The organism is Streptomyces sp. R28 (assembly GCF_041052385.1).
GTDB lineage: Bacteria > Actinomycetota > Actinomycetes > Streptomycetales > Streptomycetaceae > Streptomyces.
On record NZ_CP163439.1, the window covers coordinates 8,914,015 to 8,934,908 of the forward strand.

Here is a 20,894-nt window from a genome sequence, read left to right on the forward strand (position 1 = left end):
GGTCAGTGCCGTCGCCCGTCAGTTCTTGCTGAAGATCAGCCGGTCGTTGCCGGAGCGCTGAAGGAGCCCCGTCTCCTTGCGGAACGTTCCGAGCCTGACGAGCGTCGGCGCTTCGTATGCCTTCTTCATGACTTCTCCTCACTGCGGTGGTGTCCCAGTCCCCGGGCGGGGACCGGACGCAGCACCAGCTAGCTGCGGAACGCGAGGGTGAGGCAAGGCGGGGCACGAAAGTGTGACGGTATGAAAAGGCGGATGACTCCGGCCTGGAATCGGCGCATGTGCCCGGCGTGAGGCGGTGCGCCCGTCGACGGATCGGCGTGTGCATGTGCGAAGAAACGTTCCCAGGTGTGGCTCGCCGTGGTCACGTGCGCCGTGCACGAAAACCGGGGAGGGGAGCCGCCGGGGCGCACTCCGCAGCCGTCGCCGCGCACCATGTTCGGCGGGCGCAGGGCCCGGCGGGCGGTGTGGTCAGACGGCTTCCCGGGCGGTGAGAATGCGCGGTCCCGCGTCAGTGATCGCCACTGTGTGCTCCACGTGCGCCGCCCGGGAGCCGTCGTTCGTGCGCAGGGTCCAGCCGTCCGGGGCCGCGTGGAAGTCGTCCTCACCGCCCGCGATGAGCATCGGCTCGATGGCGAGGACCAGGCCATGCCGCAGCGGCATGCCCCGGCCCGGGCGGCCCTCGTTCGGCACCGACGGATCCTCGTGCATCTTGCGGCCGATGCCGTGTCCGCCGAAACCGTCCGGGATGCCGTACCCGGCGGCCCGGCACACCGAGCCGATCGCATGCGCGATGTCGCCGAGCCGGTTGCCGACCACGGCCGTCTCGATGCCCGCCGCCAGCGCCCGTTCCGCCGTTTCGACGAGCGTTGCGTCGGCCGGGCGCGGTGTGCCGACCGTGAAGCTGATCGCCGAGTCGCCCGCCCAGCCGCCCAGTTCGGCGCCGCAGTCGATGGAGACCAGGTCGCCGTCGCGCAGGCGGTAACCGGTCGGGATGCCGTGCACGATCGCGTCGTTCACCGAGGCGCAGATGACGGCGGGGAAGGGGACGGGGGCGAAGGAGGGCCGGTAGCCGAGGAAGGGCGAGGTCGCGCCCGCCGCGCGCAGCACCTCACGCGCCACCTCGTCCAGCTCCAGTAGGGAAACCCCCACGTCGGCGGCCTTGCGTACGGCCGTGAGGGCCTGCCCCACGACCTGCCCCGCCTTGTACATCGCATCGATCGACGTGTCCGTCTTCAGCTCTACCATGCCAATTACTATACCGGTATTTGAATAGGTGGTCGCGGGGTGGGGGCGGTATTAGAATGGGGGTCATGGTGCGCACCCCTCTCACCCCCGAAGAGCGTGAACGCGGCGAGCGGCTGGGCCGGCTGCTTCGCGAGGCGCGCGGCGGCCGCAGCATGGTGGAGGTCGCGGCGAGTGCCGGCATCTCCGCCGAGACGCTGCGCAAGATCGAGACCGGCCGGGCGCCGACCCCGGCCTTCTTCACCGTGGCCGCGCTTGCGCAGGCCCTCGGTCTGTCGATGGACGAACTGGCGGGGCGCTGCACGCCGGTGGTCGAGGTCGCCGCCTGACGGGCGTGCGCGTCACGTTCCGACAGGTGCGGCGTACTCTGCGTCCATCCGGAAAACTTCCCGTAGCGCGTTCGTAACATGGCTGGTGTTGCCTAACGGACCGGAGTACTCCGGTCTGGCGGGAGTTGGGCGATGTCAGTGGAACAACTCCCGGCCCGGGTGCGGGAGTTCGTGAACTACCTGGACAATCTTCTGGCGCGCCTTGACCAGGGCGGCGGTGGTGCGGGGTGTTCTGGCAGCGCGACCCGGAGGGCATGCAGGCCTGCCTCGACGGACGGGAATTGCCGCCCTGGGACGTGGTGGAGGCACTCCTGCACGACCTCGCGACCCAGTACGGACCCGGCGGCGCCGGCCCCGAGACGGAACGCGCCCGCGCCCTGCACGCCGCCGCCCTCGCCGCGTACGACTCCCGTCCCGGCGGCCGCGACGCCCTCGGCGACCGGCTCGACGTCATGCTCCGCGAGCAGCGGTATGCCGCCGAACGGCAGGCGGACCTGGGCCGATCGCTCGCCTCCGCCACCAGCCAGGAAGCGGCCGACGCCATCCGCCTCGACCTCGCCTGGGCCCGCGACGACCATGAACGCGCGACCGCGCGGTGCGCCGAACTCCGGGCCCGGATGGCCGACCTGGACCGACGGGCGACGAGTGAACGGGGTCAGGCGATACGGCGGGACCGGGGCGGGGAGGGGTCCGTGTTCCGCGTCGCCGAGGGGTTCGGGGGCGACGGGGGCGGGGGCGACGGACCCGGGGCGGGCCGTGGGCAGTCGAGTGCGACCGGCTCACACGGCGGCGGATTCCCGGGTATGCCGCATCAGCGCGACGCGCAGTCGACGGCCCGGGCGGCGGGTCGGCCCGAAGGGCTGGGGGCAGCCCCTGCCGGGTCGGCCACCGACCCGTACGACGGGCGCCGAGCCGCCACCCCGGATGCCGAAGCGGCCGAGTGGCGCGCGGCGCGGCGACGCCCCGGGGCCGAGTCGGTGGAAGACCATGGCGCCGTCCAGGGGCGTCCCGCGGACCGTTACGCTCCGGGAGGCGTCGCCGGGTCGTCCGACTGGCCGGACGCGCGGCACTCCGTCGACCCGACGCCCGAAGGCCACGCCCGGGCCCCCTCGTTCGCCACCGACCCCGACCCCGACCCCACCCCTGCCCCTGCCCCCGACCTCACCCCCAAACAACGCAAGCGGCGCCGAGGCGGCGCCCGGTTCGCCGGAATGGTCGAGGAGGAGGCGGCCCCCGTCGCCGTACCGCCGACCGCCGAACCCGCCTTTCCCGCGCGGCCCGTCTCCACCGGCCGTACCCCGCGCGGGGCCCGGTTCGCCGGGGCCGCCGCCGAGACGCCCGCGCATCCGGCCCCGAAGCCGCAGCGCGAGCCGATGGACCCGGCGGATCGGCGGGAGGTCGTCGGGACCGTTCAGACGCTGGTGCGGCTGCGTGGTGAGGGGCGTACCGGTGAGGCGCACGTGCTGCTCGTGGAGGCCGCGTACTGGCCGGCCGTCCGCTTCCCTCTGCTCGCCGCCGAGATGCAGCGCGCCGGACTCGGCGCCGACTGGGCGAGCCTGCTGTGGGAGGCGGCCTCGCTGCCGGCCGAGCGGCTCGTCGCCGCCGCCGACGCGCTGACCGGGGCGGGGCGTGCCGACGACGGGGAGCAGATCCTGCGGCAGGGCGTGGCGCGGCCCGCGCACGAGATCGGGCAGGCCGTGGTGGGACTGGTCGGCGAGGGGCGGCACCGCGAGGTCCGCGCGCTGCTCGGCGCGTACGTCCGCGTCCGCACCCCGGAGGAGGCCGCCCGCAGCGCCGAGCCCGACCCGAAGACGCTCGTACCGCTGCTGCTGGAGGCCGCCCGGGGTGTCTCGGACGAGCGGTACTGGGATCTCGTCCACGCCCTGCGGGTCGCGGGCTACACGGCGTGACGCCCCCAGCCGTGGGCTGACGCCCCTCCCACCGGCCCCATCCGTCACCCACTGGAGTGTGAAACGTGATCGACTCAGCGGGTTAACGACGATGGTCTTGGCAAGGCTGTTCCAGGGGCTTACTTTCAAGCCTCTACGGCCCCCTCTACGGGCGTAGAGGCTCTGACGTCCCGTCGAAGGAGCAGCTCATGGCCAACGTCGTCCGCGCCGCTCTGGTCCAGGCCACCTGGACCGGCGACACCGAGTCCATGGTGGCGAAACACGAGGAGTACGCCCGCGAGGCGGCCCGGCAGGGTGCCAAGATCATCGGGTTCCAGGAAGTCTTCAACGCTCCCTACTTCTGTCAGGTCCAGGAACCGGAGCACTACCGCTGGGCCGAGCCGGTACCCGACGGGCCGACCGTGCGCCGTATGCGGGAGCTCGCCCGCGAGACGGGCATGGTGGTCGTCGTCCCCGTCTTCGAGGTCGAGCAGTCGGGCTTCTACTACAACACCGCGGCCGTGATCGACGCCGACGGCACCTTCCTCGGCAAGTACCGCAAGCACCACATCCCCCAGGTCAAGGGCTTCTGGGAGAAGTACTACTTCAAGCCGGGCAACGTCGGCTGGCCCGTCTTCGACACCGCCGTCGGCAAGGTCGGCGTCTACATCTGCTACGACCGCCACTTCCCGGAGGGCTGGCGGCAACTCGGCCTGAACGGCGCCCAGTTGGTGTACAATCCGTCGGCCACCTCGCGGGGGCTGTCCGCGTACTTGTGGCAGCTGGAGCAGCCGGCGGCCGCGGTCGCCAACGAGTACTTCGTCGCCGCGATCAACCGCGTCGGGCAGGAGCCGTACGGGGACAACGACTTCTACGGGACGTCGTACTTCGTCGACCCGCGCGGCCGGTTCGTCGGTGAGGTCGCCAGCGACAAGGGCGAGGAACTCGTCGTCCGGGACCTCGACTTCGACCTGATCGAGGAAGTGCGGCAGCAGTGGGCCTTCTATCGTGATCGTCGACCCGACGCCTACGAAGGACTGGTGCAGCCGTGACCAAGGACCTGCTGGGACGCCACCGTGCCGTCATGCCGGACTGGCTCGCCCTCTACTACGAGGAGCCGCTGGAGATCACCCACGGCGAGGGACGCCACGTGTGGGACTCCGAGGGCAACCGGTACCTCGACTTCTTCGGCGGCATCCTGACGACGATGACCGCGCACGCGCTGCCCGAGGTGACGAAGGCGGTGAGCGAGCAGGCCGGGCGGATCATCCACTCCTCCACCCTGTACCTCAACCGGCCCATGGTCGAACTCGCCGAGCGCGTCGCCCAGTTGAGCGGCATCCCGGACGCCCGCGTCTTCTTCACCACCTCCGGTACGGAGGCCAACGACACCGCCCTGCTGCTCGCGACGACCTACCGGCAGAGCAACACGATCCTCGCGATGCGCAACAGCTATCACGGCCGCTCGTTCAGCGCGGTCGGCATCACCGGCAACCGCGGCTGGTCCCCGACCTCGCTGTCGCCGCTGCAGACGCTGTACGTCCACGGCGGGGTGCGCACACGCGGGCCGTACGCGCAGCTGAGCGACGACGACTTCATCGCGGCCTGCGTCGAGGACCTGAAGGACATCCTCGGCCACACCCGCCCGCCCGCGGCCCTCATCGCCGAGCCCATCCAGGGTGTCGGCGGCTTCACCTCGGGGCCGGACGGGCTGTACGCCGCGTTCCGCGAGGTGCTCGCCGAGCGCGGCATCCTGTGGATCGCCGACGAGGTGCAGACCGGCTGGGGCCGCACCGGCGAGCACTTCTGGGGCTGGCAGGCGCACGCCCAGAACGGCCCGCCGGACATCCTGACCTTCGCCAAGGGCATCGGCAACGGCATGTCCATCGGTGGTGTCGTCGCCCGCGCCGAGATCATGAACTGCCTGGACGCCAACAGCATCTCCACCTTCGGCGGCACGCAGATCACCATGGCGGCCGGCCTGGCCAACCTCAACTACCTGCTGGAACACGACCTGCAGGGCAACGCCCGGCGGGTCGGCGGACTGCTCGTCGAGCGGCTGCGGGCCGTCGCGGCGCACGTGCCGCACGTACGCGAGGTGCGCGGGCGGGGCCTGATGCTGGGCATCGAGATCACCAGGCCCGGCACGGACGAGGCCGACCCGGCCGCGGCGTCGGCCGTGCTGGAGGCGGCCCGCGAAAGCGGCCTCCTCATCGGCAAGGGCGGTGGTCACAACACCACTTCCCTGCGCGTCGCCCCGCCCCTGTCCCTCACCGTCGCGGAGGCCGAGGAAGGCGCCGCGATCCTGGAGAACGCTCTGAGGAGCATCTAGCAGGGCCCGACTGAGCAAGGGAAACGCCGCCATGACCACCACCTCGGAGATCTGGGAGCGCCTGGAACCGGTCCTGTCCGTCCGGCAGGTCCTCACCCTGGAGCGGGTGCTGGCCGGGGAGCCCGAGGTGGTGGCCGGCGCCGGTCAGCTCGACCGTCCGGTGCGCTGGGTGCATGTCGCCGAGGCGCCGGACGTCGGGGTGATGCTCAGTGGCGGCGAGATGGTGCTGACCACCGGGGTGCTGCTCGCCGGGGACGAGGAGAAGCAGGCCGAGTACATCCGGTCCCTGCACCGGGCGGAGGCCGCGGCCGTCGTGCTGGGCCTGGGCCGGGCGTTTCCCGCCCCGCCGGACGTGATGCGCCGGGCGGCCGAGCGGTGCGGGCTGCCGATGGTCGTGCTGCACCGGCCCTTCCCGTTCGCCGAGCTGACCGAGGAGGTGCAGTCCCGGCTCGTACGGCGGAAGTTCGCCGCCGTCAGCCTCTCGGAGGCCGTACGCACCGCGCTCACCGGACTCATCACCGCGGGCGCCCCGCTGCAGCGGCTCCTCGACGAGGTCGCCGCGCACAGCGCCTGCCCCGTCGTCGTCACCAACCTCGCCCACCGGGTCCTCGCCACGGCGGGGGAGCGGTCCGCGGTGGACGACGTGCTGCGCGACTGGGAGCGCATCGCCCGCCAGGCCGGCGGCACCGAGGGCGACGGCTGGATCCGCGCCGAACTGGCCGGACGCGGCGAGCGCTGGGGCCAGATCATGCTGTGCGGGCACCGCGGCGACACCGCCACCGGACGGCTCCTCGCCGAACGCGCCGCCGAGGCCCTCGTCCTGCACCGGATGCTCGGCGGCAACTCCGCGCACACCTGGGAGGAGCAGTCCGCGCAGAGCCTGCTGACCGACCTCGTCAGCGGGGTCGTACCGGCACGGCAGCTGCTGCCACGCGCGCGTGCCGCCGGGCTGCCGGTCAACCGGCGCACCTTCGTACCGCTCGTCGTGCGCGACGGTGAACCGGCCCAACTGGAGCGTGTGCTGCGGATGCTGGGGCTGTCCGGGATCGTCGCCGAGCTCGCCGACGGGGCCACCGCCGTGCTGCTCAGCCTCGCCCGGGACCAGGACGCCGCCGTGCTCACCGCGAACCTCGCCGCCCGGCTGCGCTCGGAGTCGGGGGCCGCCCGGACCGTCGTGGCGGCCGCCGATGCGCGTGCCGCCTGGGACGACGTACCCGCCGGGCTGCGCGAGGCCCAGCACGTCGCCGATGCCGTCGCCGACTCCTCGACCGCCCTCGACCTCCCCGCCGTCGTACGCCTCAAGGACGTCCATCTGCGGGGCCTGATCCGGCTGTTGCGGGACGATCCGCAGGTGCAGTCGTTCGCGGAGCGCGAGCTGGACGGGCTGCTGTGCGGACGGGACGACGAGGCGGGCGCCCTGCTCGCCGTACTGCGGACGTACCTCGCCACCGGCCGCAACAAGTCCCGCACCGCCCAGCTCCACCACGTCTCCCGGCCCGCGCTCTACCGCCGCATCGAGGCGATACAGACACGGCTCGGCGTCGACCTGGACGACTTCGAGCAGGCCGCCTCGGTGCATATCGCGCTCCTCGCGCACGACGCGCAACTGGGCTGACAAGGCGCCGCGGAAACCGCGTAGAAACACACGACGACCTGGGAAAACGGCGGTGAAACATGGTTCCTGCAAAGGGTGACACCGTGACACGCCGCACGCCCGCAGACGTGACACCGTGCAACTCAAAGCCCGCTTGTCGACTTCCTAGCCTTCTCGCACACCCAGCGACCGGAGGTCCCGATGAGCCAAGTGATCCGTGCCGCCCTCTTCCAGACCGCCTGGACCGGCGACAAGGAATCGATGATCCAGGTACACGAGCAGGCGGCCCGCGACGCGGCCGCGCAGGGTGCTCAGGTCCTGTGCTTCCAGGAGCTGTTCTACGGGCCCTACTTCTGCCAGGTCCAGGACAAGGCGTTCTACGAGTACGCCGAGCAGATCCCAAACGGCCCGATCGTCAAGCGGTTCCAGGCGCTCGCCAAGGAACTGGGCATCGTCCTGATCCTGCCGATGTACGAGGAGGAGCAGCCCGGCGTCCTCTACAACACGGCCGCGGTGATCGACGCGGACGGCTCGTACCTCGGCAAGTACCGCAAGCACCACATTCCCCAAGTGCCGGGCTTCTGGGAGAAGTTCTACTTCCGCCCCGGCAACGTCGGCTGGCCGGTCTTCGACACCGCCGTCGGGAAGATCGGCGTCTACATCTGCTACGACCGGCACTTCCCGGAGGGCTGGCGGGCGCTCGGGCTCGCGGGTGCGGAGATCGTGTTCAACCCGTCGGCCACCTCGCGGGGTCTGTCCGCGTACCTGTGGCAGCTGGAGCAGCCGGCGGCCGCGGTCGCCAACGAGTACTTCGTCGGTGCGATCAACCGGGTCGGCGTCGAGGAGCTGGGCGACAACGACTTCTACGGGACGACGTACTTCGTCGACCCGGAAGCCCAGTTCGTGGGCGAGGTGGCCAGCGACAAGGAGACCGAACTGGTCGTCCGCGACCTGGACATGGCCAAGCTGCGCGAGGTCCGCGACCGCTGGCAGTTCTACCGCGACCGCCGTCCCGACGCGTACCAGCCGCTGACCGCGCCGTAGCGGATCCGCGCACATCCGGCCCGGTGCACGGGGGGCCGGGCCGGAGGTGCCGGCCGACTTGCACGAACCCAGTGTCGACCACGGTAGGAGAAGGAGCATGAGCAGCCGTACCGTCATCCGCGGTGGTCTCGTCATCACCGCGTCCGACGAAATGCACGCCGACGTCCTGATCGAGGACGGCCGCATCGTCGCCCTCGCCGCGAGCGGCACCCCGGCCGCCGAGGCCTGGACGGCCGAGCGGACCATCGACGCCACCGGGAAGTACGTGATCCCGGGCGGCGTCGACGCCCACACCCACATGGAGCTGCCGTTCGGTGGCACCTTCGCCTCCGACACCTTCGAGACCGGCACCCGGGCCGGCGCCTGGGGCGGCACGACCACGATCATCGACTTCGCCGTGCAGAGCGTGGGCCACTCGCTGCGCGAGGGCCTCGACGCCTGGCACGCCAAGGCCGAGGGCAACTGCGCGATCGACTACGGCTTCCACATGATCGTCTCCGATGTGAACCAGGAGACGCTCAAGGAGATGGACCTGCTGGTGGAGGAGGGGGTGACCTCCTTCAAGCAGTTCATGGCCTACCCGGGCGTCTTCTACTCCGACGACGGCCAGATCCTGCGCGCCATGCAGCGCTCCGCCGAGAACGGCGGCCTGATCATGATGCACGCCGAGAACGGCATCGCGATCGACGTGCTGGTCGAGCAGGCGCTGGCGAGGGGGGAGACCGACCCGCGCTACCACGGGGAGGTGCGCAAGTCGCTCCTCGAGGCCGAGGCCACCCACCGTGCCATCAGGCTCGCCCAGGTCGCGGGAGCTCCCCTGTACGTCGTGCACGTCTCGGCGATGGAGGCGGTCGCCGAGCTGGCCAGGGCGCGCGACGAGGGGCTGAACGTCTTCGGCGAGACCTGCCCGCAGTACCTGTTCCTGTCCACCGACAACCTCGCCGAGCCGGACTTCGAGGGCGCGAAGTACGTGTGCTCGACGCCGCTGCGGCCCAAGGAGCACCAGGCCCAGCTGTGGAAGGGGCTGCGGACTAACGACCTCCAGGTCGTCTCCACCGACCACTGCCCGTTCTGCTTCGTGGGTCAGAAGGAGCTGGGGCGAGGGGACTTCTCGAAGATCCCCAACGGCCTTCCCGGCGTCGAGAACCGGATGGACCTGCTCCACCAGGCCGTCGTCGACGGCCACATCTCACGCCGGCGCTGGATCGAGATCGCCTGCGCGACCCCGGCCCGGATGTTCGGCATGTACCCGAAGAAGGGCACGATCGCGCCGGGCGCGGACGCCGACGTCGTGATCTACGACCCGCACGCCGAGCAGGTCATGTCCGCCGTCACGCACCACATGAACGTCGACTACTCGGCGTACGAGGGCAAGCGGACCACCGGCCGGGTCGAGACGGTTCTCTCGCGCGGCGAACTCGTCATCACCGAGCGGGAGTACACCGGGCGCGCCGGGCACGGCGTCTACACCCCCCGTTCCACCTGTCAGTACCTCAATTAGGAGCGGAGTACATGGACTTCGGACTCGTCCTGCAGACCGACCCGCCGGCCTCCAAGGTCGTCAGCCTGATGAAGCGCGCCGAGCGCAGCGGCTTCACCTACGGCTGGACCTTCGACTCCGCCGTGCTCTGGCAGGAACCGTTCGTGATCTACAGCCAGATCCTGGCGAACACGCAGAAGCTGAAGGTCGGCCCGATGGTGACCAACCCGGGCACCCGCACCTGGGAGGTCACCGCCTCCACGTTCGCCACCCTCAACGACATGTTCGGCAACCGCACGGTCTGCGGCATCGGCCGCGGCGACTCGGCGATGCGCGTCGCCGGCCGCAAGCCCAACACGCTCGCCCGCATCAGCGACGCCATGAAGGTCATCCGGGCGCTGGGCCGGGGCGACGAGGCCGACCTCGGCGGCGGCACGGTCGTCAGGTTCCCGTGGATCAAGGAGGGCGCCGAACTCCCCGTATGGATGGCGGCGTACGGGCCCAAGGCGCTGAAGATGACCGGTGAGGAGGCCGACGGCTTCATCCTCCAGCTCGCCGACCTCTACCTCACCGAATACATGGTCAAGGCCGTGAAGGACGCGGCCGTCGCGGCCGGGCGCGACCCCGACGACGTCAAGATCTGCGTCGCCGCCCCCGCGTACGTCACCGAGGACGACTCGCCCGAGAAGCTCGCCCACGCGCGCGAACAGTGCCGCTGGTTCGGCGGGATGGTCGGCAACCACGTCGCCGACCTGGTCAGCAAGTACGGCGAGCACTCCGCCGCCGTACCCGACGAACTCACCGACTACATCAAGGCGCGCGAGGGGTACGACTACTCCCACCACGGGCGCGCCGACAACCCGGACACCCAGTTCGTGCCCGACGAGATCGTCGACCGGTTCTGCCTCATCGGACCGGTCGAGAAGCACATCGAGAAGCTGAACGCGCTGCGTGAGCTGGGCGTCGACCAGTTCGCCGTGTACGACATGCACGACGCGCAGGAAGCCGTCATCGACGCGTACGGTTCGAAGGTCATCCCCGCGGTCAACTCCTGACCGACGCCTTCGCGTCAGGACGCCGCCAGCACCCCCGCTCCATCCGACCCCCCACACCTTGTCTCCCTCCCCGCGGTCCCGGCCTCCCCGCCTCCGCTCCGGGGAGGGAGGCGGGGCCGGGGAGGGCGTGCTCGCCCCTTCCCGGCCCCGCCCGAGGCCCCCGCACGGCCTTTCCCGTCCCGCCCTGATCGATTGGCCTGCCCATGACTGACACAGTCCCCACGGGGTCGCCGATATCCCAGTCCGCCGACGCCGGCGGACGCATCGAGCTCGCCCCCGAGGCATTCCCCGCCGACAGCCCCTTCGCCAACGAGGATCTGCGTCCCGTACCGGTCTCCGAGCGCAAGTGGACGACGTACAACTTCGCGGCCCTGTGGATCTCCATGGCCCACTGCATCCCGAGCTGGACCCTGGCCTCCGGCCTGGTCGCGCTCGGGATGGACTGGAAGCAGGCCGTGTTCACCATCGCCCTGGCCAACATCATCGTGCTGCTGCCGATGCTGGCCACCGGGCATGCCGGACCCAAGTACGGCATCCCGTTCCCGGTGCTGGCGCGGGCCTCCTTCGGGCTGCGCGGCGCCAACATCCCGGCGCTGATCCGGGCGGCCGTGGCCTGCGGCTGGTTCGGCATCCAGACCTGGATCGGCGGCAGCGGCATCTTCGCCCTCGGCTCCAAGCTCACCGGCGGCCACTGGGAGGACGCGGGCAAGATCGCGGGCAACCCCTGGCCGCTGTGGCTCTGCTTCGTCCTCTTCTGGGCCGCGCAGATCGCCATCATCTACCGCGGCATGGACTTCCTGCGGCACTTCGAGAACTGGGCCGCGCCCTTCGTGATCGTCGGCGCCCTCGTGCTGCTGATCTGGATCGCGGTCAAGGCGGACGGCTTCGGCGCGCTGCTCGACCAGCCCTCGAAGCTGGGCTGGGGACCCGACTTCTGGCCGGTCTTCTTCCCGTCCCTCATGGGGATGATTGGTTTTTGGGCGACTTTGTCACTGAACATCCCTGACTTCACCCGCTTCGGCGCCAGTCAGAAGGCGCAGACCTGGGGCCAGTCCCTCGGCCTGCCCACCACGATGACCCTCTTCGCGGTCCTCGCCGTCCTGGTCACCTCAGGCTCCGAGGTGGTCTACGGCGAGGCGATCTGGGACCCGGTCACCCTCGCCGCCAAGACGGACAGCGTCTTCGGCCTGCTCTTCGCCCTCATCGTCGTCCTGGTCGCCACGATCTCCGTGAACATCGCGGCGAACGTGGTCTCCCCGGCGTACGACCTGGCGAACCTGGCGCCGAAGCTCATCAACTTCCGTACGGGCGCGTTGATCACCGGTGTCATCGGCGTGCTGATCTTCCCCTGGAAGCTGATCTCCACCCCGGAGTTCTACATCTTCACCTGGCTCGGCCTGGTCGGCGGCCTGCTCGGCACGGTCGCGGGCATCCTGATCGCCGACTACTGGATCGTCCGCCGTACGGTCCTGCACCTCGCGGACCTGTACACGCCCGGCGGGCGCTACTGGTACTCGTCCGGCTGGAACTGGCGCGCGATCGCCGCCTTCCTCGTCGGCGGCGTGCTCGCGGTCGGCGGCTCGTACTCGGGTGTCGGCGCCGACGGCACCAAGACCGGACCGTTCCCGGTCGACGGACTGATCCCGTTCCTCAAGCCGCTCGCCGACTACGGCTGGGCGGTGGGCCTGAGCGCCTCGCTGGTGCTGTACGTCGTGCTGATGGCCGGACACAAGGAACACGTCAAGGCCTGAACCCGCAGTGAAGGGGCGTATGGAGGACGGTCAGCCCTTCTGGCCGTCCTCCAGCGCGGCCACCGCCTCCTTGGCCGCCTTGATGGCGCCCTTGTTGATGTCGTCCGTGCTGGGCGCCTTCTTCGACTCGAAGTCGCTTCCGCTGTAGGTGATGGAGACCAGCGCGTTGGACGCGCGGATCATCACTGTGCCCTCTCGGGTCTCTTGCTTGTCCTCGGTGGTGAGGTTCACGACGGAGTACCCGGCGTCGCCCACGCCGGGGACGGCGCCGCCGCCGCTCTTGTCCGCGACGCGCTCCTTGTAGGACTTCTCCGCCGCGTCGTCCGACGCCGTGATCTCGAAGGACACGTCCAGCCACCGGTATTCGTAGCCCTTGAGCGCGTTCCACGAGCAGGTGCGGCGCAGCTTGGAGTCCGTCGACGGGATCTCCTTGCCGGCCGCCTTGGTGCCCGGAACGAGCGACTTGACCGTTTTCGCACTCAGGCTGTCGCACGGCGCGGGAGCGGCGGCGTACGTCTTGGAGACCGCCGCCGTCGCGGGGGCCGAGGGCGAGTCGCCGCTGCTCTTCTGCGCCGCCGGGTGGTCGGCGGCCTGCGTCGCGGGTCCGGACGACAGTGCCCAGCCCGCCACGGCGAGCACGACGACGGGCGACAGGCGCGCGGTGAGGGCGAGCGGCAAGGGAAGAGAACGCACGGCGCACTTTTCGTGGGGGACGGTGCGGAGGGAGTCCGCACTGCGGACGGGACGCCAGTGTCACATGACTCCCTGTGGGGCGAAAGTGCCAACTCGCTCCGTGCTGACGCCGTTACGGCAGGGGCGTCATTACGTGATGCCCTGAGTGAGTTACGTGCCCTCCCGAACGATTTGCGCGGAAAGTGAGCTTTCGATGCGGTCGACGGCCACGAAGGCGCCGTACGCGACGAGACGCACCAGGCTGTGGTCGGTATGCTCCGGCCGCCGCCAGCCCGCCACGTCCTCGGCCGTGATGCGGTACGGCGCGAGGGCGGCCAGCAGGGCCAGGCGCGCCGCCGGACGCTCCCGGCGGTCCGGGAACCGGTCCGGGCTGAGCGGCGGATGTGTTCCGTCCCAGTCCTGGAGGGTCTGCTCCACGAGGTGATGGTCGTCGGTGTCGAGCAGCCCCGCGCCCCTCATCGCCGCCCTGAGCAGCGCCGCGTACGCGAGACCGACGGGTGTGCCGCCCGCCCACGCGGGGGCTTCGCCGGGATCGACGTCGTCGAGCAGCGCGAGGGAGGTGCCGGGCCGGGCGGGGCGGCGCACGGTCCGGGCGAGCGTGCGGCCCGTGAGGCTGCGTACCGCCCGGAAGCGCTGGGTGCCGGCCGGGAGCAGGTTCTCGGTCAGCAGGGCCGACGCGATCCGGTTGATGAAGTGGAAGGTGAGCGCGGTGCCGAGATAGGCGGGGGCGTGCTCGCGCGGGAAGGGATACGGCTCCAGGTCGGCGCCGGGCACGCGTGTGTGCCGCCCCCAGGCGAGCAGGCGCGCATGCTCCTCGCTCCGCGGTTGCTCCCCGCGGGCCAGGCGCTCGGCGAGCGCGTGGTCGCCGGTGGCGTGCAGCAGCACGGTGTGCGCGTCCACGCAGAACGGGCACTTGTTGGCGAGCGACACCCCGAGGGCCACCAGTTCCTTGCCGGTCCGGCTGCCCGCCCCCGCGATGAGCGACTCGCGCATCAACGCCCAGGCGGGGGCGAGGAGTTCGGGTGCGGAGGACAGGACCACGAAGGTGACGGGCTCGGCGATGCCGAAGTCCAGGGCGATCTGGGCGTACACCTCGGCGACGGTGCCGGTGGCCGCCTTCGGGGGGAGGGGCTGGGTGTGACGGAAGGGTGTGGACATGGACAGCAGCGTGCGCTGCCGGGGTGGGCCGGGTCGTCGTACCGCCGAAGGCAGTCGGGCTTGCACCGGCCGGGCGGGCCGGTGCCGGGCACTACTGCGTGGGGAGTAGTCCAGGAGCCGTCCACAGGGGTGACGTCGCTGTCGGTGGGGCGGTCTAGTGTGCGGGCATGAGCGGGCTTCGGATCACACGCGGGCACCTCGTCGACCTGGCCGTCGCGGTCGTCGTCGGCGTGATCGTCGTGCTCGCCGCCGTGGCGGACGGCCGCGCCGGCCCCGTCGACTGCGCGCTGATCGCGGTCGGTTCGCTGGCCCTGGCCGCGCACCGCACCGCTCCGCGCGTGGTGCTCGCGCTCACCACCGCCAGCCTGCTCGCCGCAGTCGTCCACGCCGGGCCCGCGAGCAGCCTGGCCGTCCCCGTCGTGGGCGCGGTGCACACGGCGTCGCGGACCGGACACCGGGGCACGGCCGCGGCGGCCGCCGCCGTCTTCCTCGGCGGATACGTAGCGGCGGGTTCGGCGGGCTCGGACGTCACGCGGGAGGCGCTGCTGCTCACCGGCTGGTTCCTGTGCGCGGTGGTGACGGGCCTGGCCGACCGCAACTGGCAGGCGTATCTGCGCCAGACCGAGCAGCGCGCCCTGGAGGCCGAACGCACCCGGGAGGAGGCGGCGCTGCGCAGAGCGGGCGAGGAACGTCTGCGCATAGCAAGGGAGTTGCACGACTCCCTCACGCACAGCATCTCCATCGTCAAGCTCCAGGCGGGCGTCGCCGCGCACCTGGCCCGCAAGCGCGGCGAAGAGGTGCCGCCCGCACTGCTCGCCATCCAGGAGGCGAGCGGCGAGGCGATGCGCGAGCTGCGCGCCACGCTGGAGGTGCTGCGCACGGACGAGCCCACCGGCACACCCGCGCTGCTCGTGGAGCGGGCGCGGGCGGCGGGTCTCGCAGTCGAACTGACGGTGACGGGGGAGGAGCGGCCGCTGGCGGCGACGGTCGACCGGGCGATGTACCGCATCGTCCAGGAAGCGCTGACGAACGCGGCGCGGCACGCGGGCCCCGCGAAGGTCACCGTTCACCTCCTCTACGGCGAGGGCGAGTTGACGATCCGCGTCGAGGACGACGGCACCGCCGACCCGGCCGTCCCGCCCACCCCCGGCATCGGTCTGACCGGCATGCGCGAACGCGTCACCGCCCTCGGCGGCACCCTGGACGCCGCCCCGCGCGCGGAGGGCGGATTCGCCGTGCGGGCACGGCTGCCGCTGGGGGAGACGGCGTGACGCAAGACGTGATCAGGGTGGCGCTCGTCGACGACCAGGCGCTGATGCGGGCGGGATTCCGGGCCCTGCTGGACGCCGAGGACGGCATCGAGGTGGTCGGCGAGGCCGCGGACGGCGAGCGGGGCGTGGAACTCATCCGCGCGCAGGTCCCCGACATCGCGCTGATCGACGTGCAGATGCCGGTGATGACGGGCATCGAGGCGACCCGCAGGATCGCCGCGGACCCGGCCCTCGCGCCGGTCCGCGTGGTCATCCTCACGAACTACGGCCACGACGAGTACGTCTTCGAGGCCCTGCGGGCCGGCGCCAGCGGCTTCCTCCTGAAGGACACCGAACCGGCCGACCTGCTCCAGGCGATCGAGGTGGTGGCACGCGGCGAGGCGCTGCTGTCCCCGTCGGTGACCCGCACTCTGATCGGAGAGTTCGTCTCCCGCCCACCCGACCGGGCCACCGCGCCCGGCCTGGAGTGCCTGACGCGCCGCGAACGCGAGGTGACGGCTCTGGCGGCGCGGGGGCTGACGAACGAGGAGATCGCCGCGCACATGGTGATCAGCCCCTTCACGGCGAAGACCCACATCAGCAGGGCGATGACGAAGCTGGGGGCAAGGGACCGGGCCCAACTGGTCGTCTTCGCCTATGAGTCGGGGCTGGTGACGGCACGCGGGGGGTAACCCGTTGCGCCGGGCGGGCGGGGATCAGCAACCTGAGGTGATGACCGAGACGACGGACGCGGAACAGCCTGCCGTGCGCGAGGAGATCCTCGCCTACTACGCGCAAGGCAAGGAGGACGACCGGCTCAGAGAGGGCGGCGCCCCGGCCGGGCGGCTGGAGTTCTGGCGTACGCAGGACGTGCTGCGCCGGTTGTTGCCCGCGGCGCCCGCGCGCGTGCTGGACGTCGGAGGCGGTAGCGGGGTGCATGCGCAGTGGCTCACGGAGGACGGGTACGAGGTCGACCTCATCGATCCCGTGCCGCTCCATGTCGAGCAGGCCGCCCGGATACCCGGCGTCACCGCCCGCGCCGGGGACGCGCGCGAGCTGCCCGTCTCCGATGCCGCGTACGACGTGGTGCTCATGCTGGGCCCGCTTTACCATCTGCCTGAACGGGCGGACCGGGTGCGGGCGTTGACCGAGGCCCACCGGGCGGTCCGGCCGGGCGGGCTGGTGGTCGCGGCCACCATCAACCGCTTCGCGCAGTTGCACGACCTCCTGCGTGAGGAGCGCTACTTCATCCCGCTGCACCGCGAACGGACCGATGCCGTCCTCGCGGACGGCCGGCACCCTTATCACGAGGACGGGTTCTTCACCGTCGCCCACTTCGCCCAACCCGGCGAGGTGCCCACGGAGTTCGCCGAGGCCGGACTCGGCGTCGAGGGCCAGTACGGCATCGAGGGCGTCGCCTGGCTCATGGGCGGTGTCGAGGACTGGCTCGACGACCCGGCGCGCCGCGAGGCCGTCCTGGCGGCGAGTCGGCACATCGAGTCCGAGCCCAGCCTCCTCGGCACCAGCGGGCACCTGCTGACCGCGGGCAGACCGTCGCCGTAGGTGCGTACGATCGCAAGATCGGCTGCCGTCCATCGAGGAGTCCGCCCGTGTTCACCACCCGACCCACCCTCCAGGGCACCTTCGGCATGGTGTCCTGCACCCACTGGCTCGCCTCGCAGTCGGCGATGGCCGTGCTGGAGCGCGGCGGCAACGCCTTCGACGCGGCCGTGGCCGGCGCGTTCGTGCTGCACGTCGTCGAGCCGCACCTCAACGGGCCGGCCGGCGAGGTGCCGATCCTGCTCGCGCCGGCGGGCGGTGAGGTGCGGGTGCTGTGCGGGCAGGGCGTGGCGCCGGCCGGGGCGACGGTCGCGCACTACCGGGGACTCGGCCTGGAGCTCGTGCCGGGGACGGGGCCGCTCGCCGCCGCCGTGCCCGGGGCGTTCGACGCCTGGATGCTGCTGCTGCGGGACCACGGGACCAGGACGCTCGCCGAGGTGCTCGAGTACGCCATCGGGTACGCCGAACACGGCCACGCGCCCGTGGAGCGCGTCGGGGAGACCGTCGAGACCGTGCGGGAGCTGTTCGAGACGGAGTGGACCTCGTCGGCCGAGGTGTATCTGCCGGACGGGGAGGCACCCCGGCCCGGGAAGCTGTTCCGCAACCCCGCCCTCGCCGCCACCTGGAAGCGGTTGCTCGACGAGGTCGCCGGGGCCGGGGACCGGGTCGCGCAGATCGAGGCCGCACGGGAGGTGTGGCGCACCGGGTTCATCGCCGAGGCCCTGGTACGGCAGGCCCAGCGGCCCACCAGGGACACCAGCGGCGAGCGGCACTCCGGCACGCTCACGCCCGCCGACCTCGCCGGCTGGTCCGCGACCTACGAGGCGCCGGCGACGTACGACTTCCACGGCTGGACCGTGTGCAAGGCCGGTCCCTGGAGTCAGGGACCGGTCCTCCTCCAGCAGCTCGCGCTGCTCCCGCCGGAGCTGCCCCGGTACGGGTCCGCCGAGTACGTCCATCTGCTGATCGAGGGCTGCAAGCTGGCCATGGCCGACCGGGAGGCCTGGTACGGCGACGCGGCCGAGGTACCGCTCGCCGAGCTGCTGTCCCCGCGGTACAACGCGGCCCGGCGGGAGCTGATCGGCGACAAGGCATCCCATGAGCTGCGGCCCGGCAGCCCGGGCGGACGCGCCCCGCGGCTGTGCGCGCACGCGCGCGTGGTGGCCTGCGACGACCCCGGCTTCGACGTGCTGGGCGTCGGCGAGCCGACCGTCGCGGGGCGCCCGACGTCCCCGGTGCCGGGCGAGCCCGACGTGGCCGCCGACGGGGGCACCCGCGGCGACACCTGCCACCTCGACGTCGTCGACCGCTGGGGCAACATGATCGCGGCCACCCCCAGCGGCGGCTGGCTGCAGTCCAACCCCGTCGTGCCCGAACTGGGCTTCCCGCTCGGCACCCGGCTGCAGATGACCTGGCTGGAAGAGGGCCTGCCGAACTCGCTGACGCCGGGACGGCGGCCGCGTACGACACTCACGCCCTCGATCGCCCTGCGCGACGGCGTGCCCGTCATGGCCTTCGGCACGCCCGGCGGGGACCAGCAGGACCAGTGGCAGCTGCACTTCTTCCTCGCGGTCGCCCTACGGGAGCCGGTCCGCGGCGGCCTCGACCTCCAGGGCGCGATCGACGCCCCGAACTGGCACAACGACAGCTTCCCGGGCTCCTTCTACCCGCGCGGGATGCGGCCGGGGAGCGTCACCGTGGAGTCCCGCACGGCCGCCGAGGTGGTGGAGGAGCTCCGGCGGCGCGGTCATGAGGTGACCGTCGGTGACGCCTGGTCGGAGGGGCGGCTGTGTGCGGTCGCGAGGGACCCGCGGACCGGCGTCCTGTCGGCGGCGGCGAATCCGCGGGGGATGCAGGGGTACGCGGTCGGGCGCTGAGGACTGGTCTCGGGGGCTGGTCTCGGGCGCTGCGGCCGGGCCTCGGACGGGCCTCGGACGGCCGAGGCCGGGCCTCTGACCTGCCGATACGCGCCCCTCATGTTCACGTCGATGCCATCCGGCGGCCATCGGGCGGGCGGGGATTGTCAGTGGGGCGTGCTCTCATGGAGGGGTGATCGAAAACAACGAAACCATCGACGAGTTTCTCGCACAGCACTCGGCCGACGTCGAGGAAGCGGTCCGCAAGGCGGCCGCGGCCGAGATCATGCCCCGTTTCCGGCAGCTCGCCGCGCACGAGGTCGACCAGAAGAGCGGACCGCACGACCTGGTGACCGACGCCGACCGGCTCGCCGAGCAGTACCTCACCGAGGCGCTCGGCGCCCTCCTGCCCGGCTCGGTCGTGGTCGGCGAGGAGGCGGTGCACGCCAACCCGGCGTCGTACGACGCGCTCCAGGGCGACGCCCCGGTCTGGATCGTCGACCCCGTCGACGGCACCCGCCAGTTCGTGCACGGAGACTCCGGCTTCTGCACGCTGGTCGCGCTCGCACAGCGCGGCGTCCTGCTCGCCTCCTGGACCTACGCCCCCGCCCGCGACCAGCTGGCCACAGCGGTACGGGGCCGGGGCGCCTTCCTCGACGGCGAGCGGCTGCACTCCGGCGCGCCGGAGCCCGGCCGCGACCTGGAAGTCGCCACGTCCCACCCGGACTACACGACCGACGAGGAGAAGCACGCGCTGCTCGGCCTGTGGACCGAGGGCGTGCGACCCCGTCCCTGCGGGTCCGCGGGGCTGGAGTATCTCGCCGTCGCCCGGGGCGAGTTGGACGCCACGGCGTTCTCCTGGGAGGCCGCCTGGGACCACGCGGCGGGCCTGCTGCTGGTCGAGGAGGCGGGCGGCGCCCACCTGACCCGCGCGGGCGAGCCGTTCCGCATCACCGGCGGCAATGTCCTGCCGTTCACGACGGCCCGTGACGCGGCCACGGCTCGCCGGGTGCGGGAGCTGCTGTCGGCCGCAGTCTGATCTGGGGGCTGCCCCCGCCGACGCGGAGGTCGATCACCTCGAACTCGGCGGGGGTGCCGTCCGCGGGCCACTCGCATTCCGCCCGCAGAAGCAGCAACGCGTCCACGAAGCCGGCGGCGGGCAGACCGACGTCGACGAACACGCCCGTGACACCGGCACCCCAGGGCGAGACGGTGAACGTCCCGGTCAGGCGCGTGCCGACCGGCAGGGGACCGGTGTCGTGGCGGACGTCGCACTGGCGGAAGGACCGGGCCCGGCCCCACGCCACATCGAACTCCCGCGGCTCGACCGACCGGGCGCCCGGCGGCTCCACGAGAGGTTCTGGCACCGGCACCCCGTACACGACCTCGTACAGCCGCACGCCCCACTCCCCGCATGCCTGCCGTGTCTGCGCCACCTCGACCGGTTCGGCTGCCACCACGGGTACGGAATCCGGCCCCCGGAAGGTGATCTGCCGCACCACCTGCCCGGCATCCCCGACCTCGAACCAGTGCCACAGGTCGTCCTCGGGCACAGGGAATCGGAAGCGGCGCGTCACCCGGCGGACTTTACCCGCGCCCCCGCGCTGTCAGTGGCCCGGCATATCCTGATCCTTCAAGGCCGTCGGCTGACGAAGGAGTCC

At 71.7% G+C, this 20,894-nt stretch carries 19 protein-coding genes; 14 read left to right on the top strand and 5 right to left on the bottom strand.

Going from position 1 to position 20,894, the window contains the following annotated elements; genetic code table 11:
* Nucleotides 1–18: 18 nt before the first annotated feature.
* Nucleotides 19–129 (bottom strand): keywimysin-related RiPP, encoded by a 111-nt coding sequence (locus tag AB5J49_RS39135; RefSeq protein ID WP_023549519.1) that lies wholly within the window; start codon nt 127–129, stop codon nt 19–21.
* A gap of 339 nt (nt 130–468) precedes the next feature.
* A complete protein-coding gene (map, locus tag AB5J49_RS39140; RefSeq protein ID WP_369173631.1) occupies nt 469–1,245 on the bottom strand; it encodes a type I methionyl aminopeptidase in 777 nt (258 codons plus the stop codon).
* A gap of 65 nt (nt 1,246–1,310) precedes the next feature.
* Here map and AB5J49_RS39145 point away from each other — a divergent pair, with 65 nt between their 5' ends.
* The 9 genes from AB5J49_RS39145 (at nt 1,311) to AB5J49_RS39185 (ending at nt 12,716) form a co-directional block, all read left to right on the top strand.
* Nucleotides 1,311–1,571 (top strand): helix-turn-helix domain-containing protein, encoded by a 261-nt coding sequence (locus AB5J49_RS39145; RefSeq protein ID WP_369173632.1) that lies wholly within the window; start codon nt 1,311–1,313, stop codon nt 1,569–1,571.
* 227 nt (nt 1,572–1,798) lie between these two features.
* Nucleotides 1,799–3,481 carry a hypothetical protein gene (locus tag AB5J49_RS39150; protein WP_369173633.1) on the top strand — a complete coding sequence of 561 codons (1,683 nt, stop codon included), beginning with the start codon at nt 1,799–1,801 and terminating at the stop codon, nt 3,479–3,481.
* 188 nt (nt 3,482–3,669) lie between these two features.
* Entirely contained in the window at nt 3,670–4,512 is an 843-nt protein-coding gene (locus tag AB5J49_RS39155) for a nitrilase-related carbon-nitrogen hydrolase (RefSeq protein ID WP_369173634.1), read from the top strand.
* Nucleotides 4,509–5,792 carry an aspartate aminotransferase family protein gene (locus tag AB5J49_RS39160; RefSeq protein WP_369173635.1) on the top strand — a complete coding sequence of 428 codons (1,284 nt, stop codon included), beginning with the start codon at nt 4,509–4,511 and terminating at the stop codon, nt 5,790–5,792. The genes AB5J49_RS39155 and AB5J49_RS39160 overlap by 4 nt, the downstream gene beginning before the upstream one ends.
* Before the next feature lie 31 nt (nt 5,793–5,823).
* Entirely contained in the window at nt 5,824–7,407 is a 1,584-nt protein-coding gene (locus AB5J49_RS39165; RefSeq protein ID WP_369173636.1) for a PucR family transcriptional regulator, read from the top strand.
* Between the two features lie 180 nt (nt 7,408–7,587).
* On the top strand, nt 7,588–8,430 hold the full coding sequence (locus AB5J49_RS39170) for a nitrilase-related carbon-nitrogen hydrolase (RefSeq protein WP_369173637.1): 843 nt from the start codon (nt 7,588–7,590) through the stop codon (nt 8,428–8,430).
* A 97-nt stretch (nt 8,431–8,527) separates the two neighbouring features.
* Nucleotides 8,528–9,931: a dihydropyrimidinase gene (gene hydA / locus AB5J49_RS39175; protein WP_369173638.1), complete on the top strand. Its 1,404-nt coding sequence runs from the start codon at nt 8,528–8,530 to the stop codon at nt 9,929–9,931.
* 11 nt (nt 9,932–9,942) lie between these two features.
* On the top strand, nt 9,943–10,965 hold the full coding sequence (locus AB5J49_RS39180) for a TIGR03842 family LLM class F420-dependent oxidoreductase (RefSeq protein WP_369173639.1): 1,023 nt from the start codon (nt 9,943–9,945) through the stop codon (nt 10,963–10,965).
* Nucleotides 10,966–11,168: 203 nt separating this feature from the next.
* Nucleotides 11,169–12,716 carry an NCS1 family nucleobase:cation symporter-1 gene (locus AB5J49_RS39185; RefSeq protein WP_369173640.1) on the top strand — a complete coding sequence of 516 codons (1,548 nt, stop codon included), beginning with the start codon at nt 11,169–11,171 and terminating at the stop codon, nt 12,714–12,716.
* 30 nt (nt 12,717–12,746) lie between these two features.
* Here the strand turns inward: AB5J49_RS39185 and AB5J49_RS39190 are convergent, their stop codons facing one another.
* Nucleotides 12,747–13,409 (bottom strand): hypothetical protein, encoded by a 663-nt coding sequence (locus AB5J49_RS39190; protein WP_369173641.1) that lies wholly within the window; start codon nt 13,407–13,409, stop codon nt 12,747–12,749.
* Between the two features lie 150 nt (nt 13,410–13,559).
* Nucleotides 13,560–14,567 carry a carboxymuconolactone decarboxylase family protein gene (locus tag AB5J49_RS39195; RefSeq protein WP_369173642.1) on the bottom strand — a complete coding sequence of 336 codons (1,008 nt, stop codon included), beginning with the start codon at nt 14,565–14,567 and terminating at the stop codon, nt 13,560–13,562.
* Between the two features lie 167 nt (nt 14,568–14,734).
* Between AB5J49_RS39195 and AB5J49_RS39200 the strand changes: the two genes are divergently transcribed.
* The 5 genes from AB5J49_RS39200 to AB5J49_RS39220 all read left to right on the top strand — a co-directional run bounded on the left by AB5J49_RS39200 (nt 14,735) and on the right by AB5J49_RS39220 (nt 20,272).
* Complete coding sequence (locus tag AB5J49_RS39200; protein WP_369173643.1) at nt 14,735–15,838, top strand: sensor histidine kinase; 1,104 nt, start codon at nt 14,735–14,737, stop codon at nt 15,836–15,838.
* 8 nt (nt 15,839–15,846) lie between these two features.
* Nucleotides 15,847–16,509 carry a response regulator gene (locus tag AB5J49_RS39205; RefSeq protein ID WP_369175405.1) on the top strand — a complete coding sequence of 221 codons (663 nt, stop codon included), beginning with the start codon at nt 15,847–15,849 and terminating at the stop codon, nt 16,507–16,509.
* Between the two features lie 40 nt (nt 16,510–16,549).
* On the top strand, nt 16,550–17,380 hold the full coding sequence (locus tag AB5J49_RS39210; RefSeq protein WP_369173644.1) for a class I SAM-dependent methyltransferase: 831 nt from the start codon (nt 16,550–16,552) through the stop codon (nt 17,378–17,380).
* A gap of 47 nt (nt 17,381–17,427) precedes the next feature.
* Complete coding sequence (locus tag AB5J49_RS39215; protein ID WP_369173645.1) at nt 17,428–19,254, top strand: gamma-glutamyltransferase family protein; 1,827 nt, start codon at nt 17,428–17,430, stop codon at nt 19,252–19,254.
* Between the two features lie 172 nt (nt 19,255–19,426).
* Nucleotides 19,427–20,272 (top strand): inositol monophosphatase, encoded by an 846-nt coding sequence (locus AB5J49_RS39220; protein WP_369173646.1) that lies wholly within the window; start codon nt 19,427–19,429, stop codon nt 20,270–20,272.
* Here the strand turns inward: AB5J49_RS39220 and AB5J49_RS39225 are convergent.
* Complete coding sequence (locus tag AB5J49_RS39225) at nt 20,208–20,810, bottom strand: hypothetical protein (RefSeq protein WP_369173647.1); 603 nt, start codon at nt 20,808–20,810, stop codon at nt 20,208–20,210. The genes AB5J49_RS39220 and AB5J49_RS39225 overlap by 65 nt on opposite strands.
* Nucleotides 20,811–20,894 lie beyond the last annotated feature (84 nt).